5 protein-coding genes and 1 tRNA gene are annotated in these 6,930 nt (G+C 50.6%); 5 read left to right on the forward strand and 1 reads right to left on the reverse strand.

Annotated features, from left to right (window positions below; translation table 11 throughout):
* Both ACTQZS_RS10460 and ACTQZS_RS10465 read left to right on the forward strand, forming a co-directional pair.
* Positions 1–1,011, forward strand: coding sequence for an ABC transporter permease (locus tag ACTQZS_RS10460; protein WP_441475749.1), 1,011 nt, complete (start codon positions 1–3; stop codon positions 1,009–1,011).
* Between the two features lie 305 nt (positions 1,012–1,316).
* On the forward strand, positions 1,317–2,513 hold the full coding sequence (locus ACTQZS_RS10465) for a substrate-binding domain-containing protein (RefSeq protein ID WP_441475750.1): 1,197 nt from the start codon (positions 1,317–1,319) through the stop codon (positions 2,511–2,513).
* 302 nt (positions 2,514–2,815) lie between these two features.
* On the opposite strand, the gene ACTQZS_RS10470 is transcribed toward ACTQZS_RS10465, so the two are convergent.
* Positions 2,816–2,903: transfer RNA gene (locus ACTQZS_RS10470), tRNA-Ser, on the reverse strand.
* A 252-nt stretch (positions 2,904–3,155) separates the two neighbouring features.
* On the opposite strand from ACTQZS_RS10470, the gene ACTQZS_RS10475 reads away from it, so the two are divergent.
* From ACTQZS_RS10475 to ACTQZS_RS10485, 3 genes are all read left to right on the forward strand, one after another.
* Positions 3,156–4,493: a glutamine synthetase family protein gene (locus tag ACTQZS_RS10475; RefSeq protein WP_441475751.1), complete on the forward strand. Its 1,338-nt coding sequence runs from the start codon at positions 3,156–3,158 to the stop codon at positions 4,491–4,493.
* A 41-nt stretch (positions 4,494–4,534) separates the two neighbouring features.
* Positions 4,535–5,083, forward strand: coding sequence for an ANTAR domain-containing response regulator (locus ACTQZS_RS10480; protein ID WP_441099646.1), 549 nt, complete (start codon positions 4,535–4,537; stop codon positions 5,081–5,083).
* A 303-nt stretch (positions 5,084–5,386) separates the two neighbouring features.
* A complete protein-coding gene (locus ACTQZS_RS10485) occupies positions 5,387–6,760 on the forward strand; it encodes a C40 family peptidase (protein ID WP_441475752.1) in 1,374 nt (457 codons plus the stop codon).
* Positions 6,761–6,930: the final 170 nt, after the last annotated feature.

A 6,930-nucleotide genomic window follows, 5' to 3' on the forward strand; every position in this document is an offset into this window, starting at 1 on the left:
ATGGCAGGAAAATCAGGAAGAACCATAGATGCCACCCCGAAGACCAGTATTAAGAGCAAAGTCTTAAGCTGGGAGAGTGGCCTGATCGTTATTTTTATCGCAGTATTGATTTTCGGATCGATTGTCTCCAAGAGCTTTACTTTTTCCAATGTTCTCCGTGAGATGCCGAAATATCTTTCGGAACTGTTTATGATGTACGCGATGGGATTCATCCTTGTCATCGCTGAAATCGATATTTCCGTCGGAGCCATCGTGTGTCTGGCCGGAACGATGACCTGCTTCGCAAACCGCGCGGGAGCGCCTCTGATCGTGCAGATCATCGTCTGCATCGGTGTCGGATTCCTCTGCGGCAGCCTGAACGGAGTGATCGCGACGCATTTCCAGGAGCTGCCGACCATGATCATCACGCTCGGCACCCAGATCATCTTCCGCGGAATCGCGGAGGTATCCATGGGCAGCGGCGGATCGATATCTCTGTCAGATCCGATGGGATTCTCAAAAATCGGAGGCATGGTCGGGCCGTTCCCGATTGCCTTCTTCCTTATTATCATCACGGCGGTCATCTTTATCTTCATCCTGTCCAGGACAACATTCGGACGGAAGATGTACGCGGTCGGATCCAACCGCACGGCGGCTCTGTACGCGGGAATTCCGGTTCAGAAGATCCGTCAGATCTGCTTTACACTGGTAGGTACCATGGCAGGTATCTGTGCGCTGTTCCTCCTTGCGACCTCCTTCGGAGCCAATACCACAACCGGACAGGGCTTTGAGATGGACGTAATCGCAATGTGCGTATTCGGCGGCATCGCCACCACCGGAGGCAAGGGAAATCTCGTCGGCGCGACGATTGCGGGATTCACTATCGTATGTCTCCGTATCGCCCTCGGACAGCTGAACATGAGCGGCCAGACGATTCTGGTCATCATCGGTATCCTGCTGATTGTGTCCGCCCTTGTTCCGGGAATTAATCAGTCGGTAAAGAACAAAAGAAAAACGATTGCGGCGAAATGAGAATCGCATCGGGCCCCATATGCGCGCTTCGCGACAAGCTCCGGAGCCGCGCCCGCATGATATGGACCAACAGGACGGTTTCATACGGGGCTTTGCGACAGGCGGTCTGTTTGCGATTTCAAGGAGTCTGCATCGTTAGATTGTACCTTTTTTCTAAAAATATTACCATTTCACGAAAAAAATGGTGATGTTACACTTAATCTACAGTCAGAAATCACAGAAGGTTTCTGATGGGGGTAACCGGTCAGCGAGACCGGAAACAGCAAATGGTCGATGAGACCAGAATGATTCAGGAGGGTTTAACAATGAAAAAACAGGTAGTTAGCGTAGTACTGACGGCCGCTATGGCAGCCGGACTGTTAGCGGGATGCGGAAGCAGCACATCTACTTCCACCAGCAGCAAGTCATCCTCAAGCAGTTCTGCTTCCTCGGCAAGCACATCATCTGCGGCAGGCACTTCATCCGCAAGCAGCACAGCTGCTTCCTCCGGCAGTGCTGAGGCTGTTGCCTCCACATCCGGGGCAGCCGGCGGAGTCGGTGATGTATCCGGCACCTATGCACTCGTTCCGAAGTCAGCAGGAAACCCGTTCAACGAGAGAGAGGCTTCCGGATTCCAGGATGCACTGAAGGCACTGGGATGCTCTGATGACCAGATCATCGTATCTTATCCGGATAGTGCCACTGCTGATGCGCAGATCACAGTGATTCAGTCTCTGATTTCACAGGGCGTAAGCTCCATCGCGGTTGCGGCAAATGACGCAAGCGCTCTTGACGCGGCACTGAAGCAGGCATCTGACGCTGGAATCAAGGTATGCACCCTCGACTCCGATGTTGACGCTGATTATCGTTCTGTATTCTGCAACCAGGCCGGCGTTAAGGAAATCGCACAGGCTCTTATGGACGCGGTTTATGATATCTCCGGCGGCTCCGGTGAGTACGCGATTCTTTCCGCTACCTCCCAGGCTACGAACCAGAACGCATGGATCGACGCGATGAAAGAGATCGCTGAGTCCGATGACAAATATGCGGATCTGAAGCTTGACGAGATCGCATACGGCGATGATGAGGCTCAGAAGTCCACTGACCAGACACAGGCTCTTCTTACCAAATATCCGGATCTGAAGGTTATCTGCTCCCCGACAACCGTAGGTATCGCTGCAGCAGCAAAGGTTCTTCAGGACCAGAAGTCTTCGGTAAAGCTTACCGGACTTGGACTCCCGTCTGAGATGAAAGAGTACATCGGTGACGATGATTCTCATTCCTGCCCGTACATGTTCCTGTGGAACCCGATTGACCTCGGCGCTCTGGCAGCATATGCATCCGTAGCTCTGGTTAACGGCTCCATGACCGGCGCTGTAGGCGACACCTTCTCCGCAGGAGATCTGAACGACGGCAATCCGTATGAGATTACCGCAAACGCTGACGGTGCTTCTGAGGTTATCCTTGGACAGCCGTTCAAGTTCGATCCGAGCAACATCGAAGAGTGGGCAGAGGTTTACTAAATTGCAAACTGACACGCCGCATTCAAAACGCGGCATAAAAGCATAGAAACGAAACCGGCATCCGAAAGGGTGCCGGTTTTTTGGTGATCAGAAACACTGGCATAACGGAAAAAGTATGTGACCTTCTTACAAAGCAAATAAAATGAAGCAGCATGGGAAAAGTAAGCATTAAAAAGAATATCAAAGAAGAGCAGGCGAAAGCACTAATACGTTAAAAAGAATATCAAAGAAGAATAAGCGAAAGCGTTTGTCAGAACATGAAAAAGACCTGCCCGGATCACCGGACAGGTCTTTTTAAGAAGCGGAGATGAAGGGAGTTGAACCCTTGCGCCGGTTACCCGACCTATCGCATTTCGAGTGCGACCTCTTCGGCCACTTGAGTACATCTCCGTATTTGATCTGCGGGAAGGCCGCTGAAAAGATGCGGACCGATACCCACTGTGCAACATCACTATTTTAGCAGAGAGAGGACAGCACTTCAAGGATTTTTTGAATATTCCTCATTATTACAGTTTGTAATGCAAAATCAGAACAGATATGATATAAATTAAGTATTTGAAAGCGCACGGCGGAAAGCTATGATGCATACTGTTAATTGCAGATAAACTGTATGGAACGGACAGGTTCCGGGAAAGGGTATATATGGGCAAGTATACGAAGCAGGATATTTTCAGGATCGTAGAGGAAGAGGATGTAGAGTTTATCCGTCTTCAGTTCACCGATATCTTCGGCATGCCGAAAAATCTGGCAATTACCGCAAGCCACCTGGAGCAGGCACTCAACAATGGATGCACCTTCGAGGCATCTGCCATCGGAGGTATCCGGGACGGGGCGGAGGAGCTGTATCTGTACCCGGATCTTGATACATTTGAAATCTATCCGTGGAGACCTCAGACAGGAAAGGTTGCCCGGATGTACTGCGATATTTACACAGAAGAGGGAGAGCCTTTTGCAGGTGACTGCCGTCAGGTGCTCAAAAGAGTTCTGAAGGAAGCGGCTGACATGGGCCTGAGGTTTGAGATCCGTCCGGAACAGGAATTTTTCCTGTTTCATACCGATGACGAAGGGCATCCGACAACGACAACACATGAGATCGCCGGGTTTTACGATGTAGCTCCGCTTGATCTGGCGGAGAATGTGCGCAGAGATATTATCCTCACGCTGGAAGAGATGGACTTTGAGGTGCTCGGTTCTCATCACGAGATTTCACCGGCTCAGCATGAGATTGATTTCGCGGAGGGACGCGCGGACCGGATTGCTGACGACGTTGTGACATTCCGCATGGTGGTGAAGACCATAGCAAAAAAGCATGGCCTCTATGCAACCTTCCTTCCGAAACCGACGGAAGGGGTCAACGGATCCGGTATGCACATCAATATTATCTGTCGGGATCTGCTTGGCAAGAATCTCTTTGCGGATGAAACCGGAAGCGGAGACCTGTCAGAAACCGGTCAGCAGTTCGTGGCGGGTCTTCTGTCACACAGCAAATCGATCACGCTGTTCACAAATCCAATTGTAAACTCCTATAAGAGACTGATTCCCGGTTTTGACGCGCCGACGCAGATCGCGTGGTCAGATAATCTGGCGAATCGCTCGGCAGTGATCAATGTGCCCCATCGCAAGGGAAATAATGCCCGCATCGAGTACAGAAGCCCCGATGGAGTCTGCAATCCTTATCTGGCATTTGCGGTCATCCTGGCAGCCGGCCTGGACGGCATCCGGAACAGGATGAAGGCGCCGGAGAAGGCGGATGTCCGTCTGTCCGGAAAATCAAGGTGGGAGCTGAAGAATATGCATCTTGATACTCTGCCGGAGACACTGGGAGAGGCAATGGAATATTCGGATAAGGATCCCATGATCCGTGAAGTTCTGGGCGATTTTATCTATGACGGCTTTAAGGAGAAGAAGCTTGGCGAATGGAGAGACTTCCGTTCGGTTATCACAAACTGGGAGCTTCAGACCTATCTTGGCAGATACTGACTCTTCGGATGCAAAATTTTGGATGATTTGAGGATATATGATTGCGAAGTATTATTGTTGCTTATTCCAAGCTGGAAGACGCTAAGAAAATACGGGCAATTCTGGTTCGTCATGGTCTAAATGTCAATGGTGTATGCACAACGGTAGACCGGGCCATTTCGCTGGCAGGTACTCTGTACGGCGGGGTTGTGATCTGCGGTTATCGGCTTGCCGATGGCATATATCTCGATCTCGCCGAGGGCATCCCGGACAGCTTTCAGATCCTTCTGGTAACCTCTCCGCGAAATGTCGATGACGAGGTTCTCCCCGCCAACACGGTCTATTTGCCGACACCCTTAAAGGTGCATGAGCTTCTCCAGACGCTTTCTCCGATGCTGGGTGAGGTCCCGCAGAGGAGAAAAAAGGACAAGCCGGTTCCCAGAAATGAAGAGGATCAGAAAAAGATTGATCAGGCGAAGGAAATCCTTATGGCAAGGAACCATATGACGGAACCAGAGGCCCACCGGTATCTGCAGAAATGCGCGATGGATTCCGGCACAAAGATTGTGGAGACGGCTGAGATGGTGATTCTGCTCGCGAGCCCGGGCTGATTGTGAATATGAGCGGCGTCAGCACGGATGTCGATTCAGGCTTTGTAAAGAAACAGTGTCTTTTTTGGGTAAAAGATATTAATAAAATTAAAGGAATGCGTCGATTTCATTTCATTCGCCCTTGTAACACCTGAAAAGTTATGCTATTATGAGAAAGATTAATGAAATGTTTCATTTTTATTAAAGTTCCCTTTTCTTTGGGCTGAAATATGGAACATAGAACAGTGGTGCCCCGCAGCGAGCATCAGAATACGTATAAGGTTTTCACGGAGAAATAGTATTTAACTTTTTGGAGATTTTTTGATGAAGAGAAATAAACTTGCAGTGATCGGACTTATAATTGCTCTCACGGCTGCGCCGGCAGTACCGGTCAGCGCGGACGATACGGGGTCTGCGGTGACAGAGAGTTCGCTGAACAACTCGATTGATGAACTTGAGGCTCAGAAACAGGCGCTTCTCGGGCAGATTGATGACCTGGAAGCACAGCTTGTCACAACGGTTGCCGAGATTAATTCTGTGAACAGCAAACTTACGACTCTTGAGTCTGATATGGAGAAGACGAAGACGGATCTTGCGGCAGCGATCGCAGACAGAGATACGCAGCACGAGGCAATGAAGCTTCGTATTCAGTATATCTACGAGAAGGGCGGCGACGCCGGATGGATCAAAGTGTTCCTTGAGGATGGCGATCTGAATGCATGGCTGAATTCGAAGAGCTATACCGGAACCTTGTATGATTACGACCGCAAGCAGCTTCAGGCATATGCTGATTCTGTAACAAAGGTAACGGACCTTCAGCAGCAGCAGAACAACGAGGAAGCTGAACTTCAGAAGAATAAGGATACGCTGACGACGGATAAGGCCCGTCTGGAGGACCTTATCTCACAGGTAAAGGCACAGTATAGTGACGCGGATCAGAGAATCGCGGACGCATATCAGAAGGCACAGGAGTATCAGCAGCTGGTTGATCAGCAGAACGGTTATATCAGTCAGGTGGTAGCTCTTCAGAGTTCCGGAAACGGAACCTCCGGATCTGACAGCGAAAGCTCATCCGGAAACAGCACAGCTGCATCATCGAACAATGGAGCTGCGTCTGACGGCGGCTCCGCAGATACGTATACCTATACGGCTTCTGCTGCGGGCGGATCATCGGACGGAACTGCTTCTGCAGGCGGAAGTTCATCCGGAAACAGCGCGCAGGCGTCTGCGGCAATTGAGCAGGCGGCGCAGCAGATCGCGGCAAGCACGGGAACAGATGTCTCCACTGCCAGACAGGCAGCACAGCAGGCATATCAGGCGACCGGGAGCACCTCTACAGCATCCGGTTCCGCGCTTCTGGCATATGCGCAGCAGTTCTTGGGCAATCCGTACGTCTATGGCGGAAACAGTCTGACAAACGGAGTAGACTGCTCCGGATTTGTTCAGCAGGTATACAATCATTTCGGTATCAATACTTCCAGAACATCGTGGGATATTGAGAACGACGGAACAGAGGTTTCCTATTCTGATGTACAGGTAGGAGATGTGATCTGTTATGATGGACATGTAGGTATCTATGCCGGTGACGGCCAGATCATCAATGCGGCGAATGAAGCACAGGGAATTACCTACACCAATGCAGATTACGACAATATCGTAACGGTGAGACGGCTTCTTCCGGACGGATCGGGTTCATAACGGTATCGAATATAATATCTTTATACAAAAACGCAGGAGCAGAGTGCTCCTGCGTTTTTGCAGTGCGCCTAGCGGCGCACGTTTCCAACGGGTTCAAGTCCCGAATCCACCCGGTAGTGGGAAGGATATAGCCGAAGGCAAGGGTGTCCGCCGCGAGACGGAATCTGAAG

It is taken from the genome of Bilifractor sp. LCP19S3_H10 (genome assembly GCF_052119185.1).
In the GTDB taxonomy this organism is placed as follows: Bacteria; Bacillota; Clostridia; order Lachnospirales; family Lachnospiraceae; genus Bilifractor.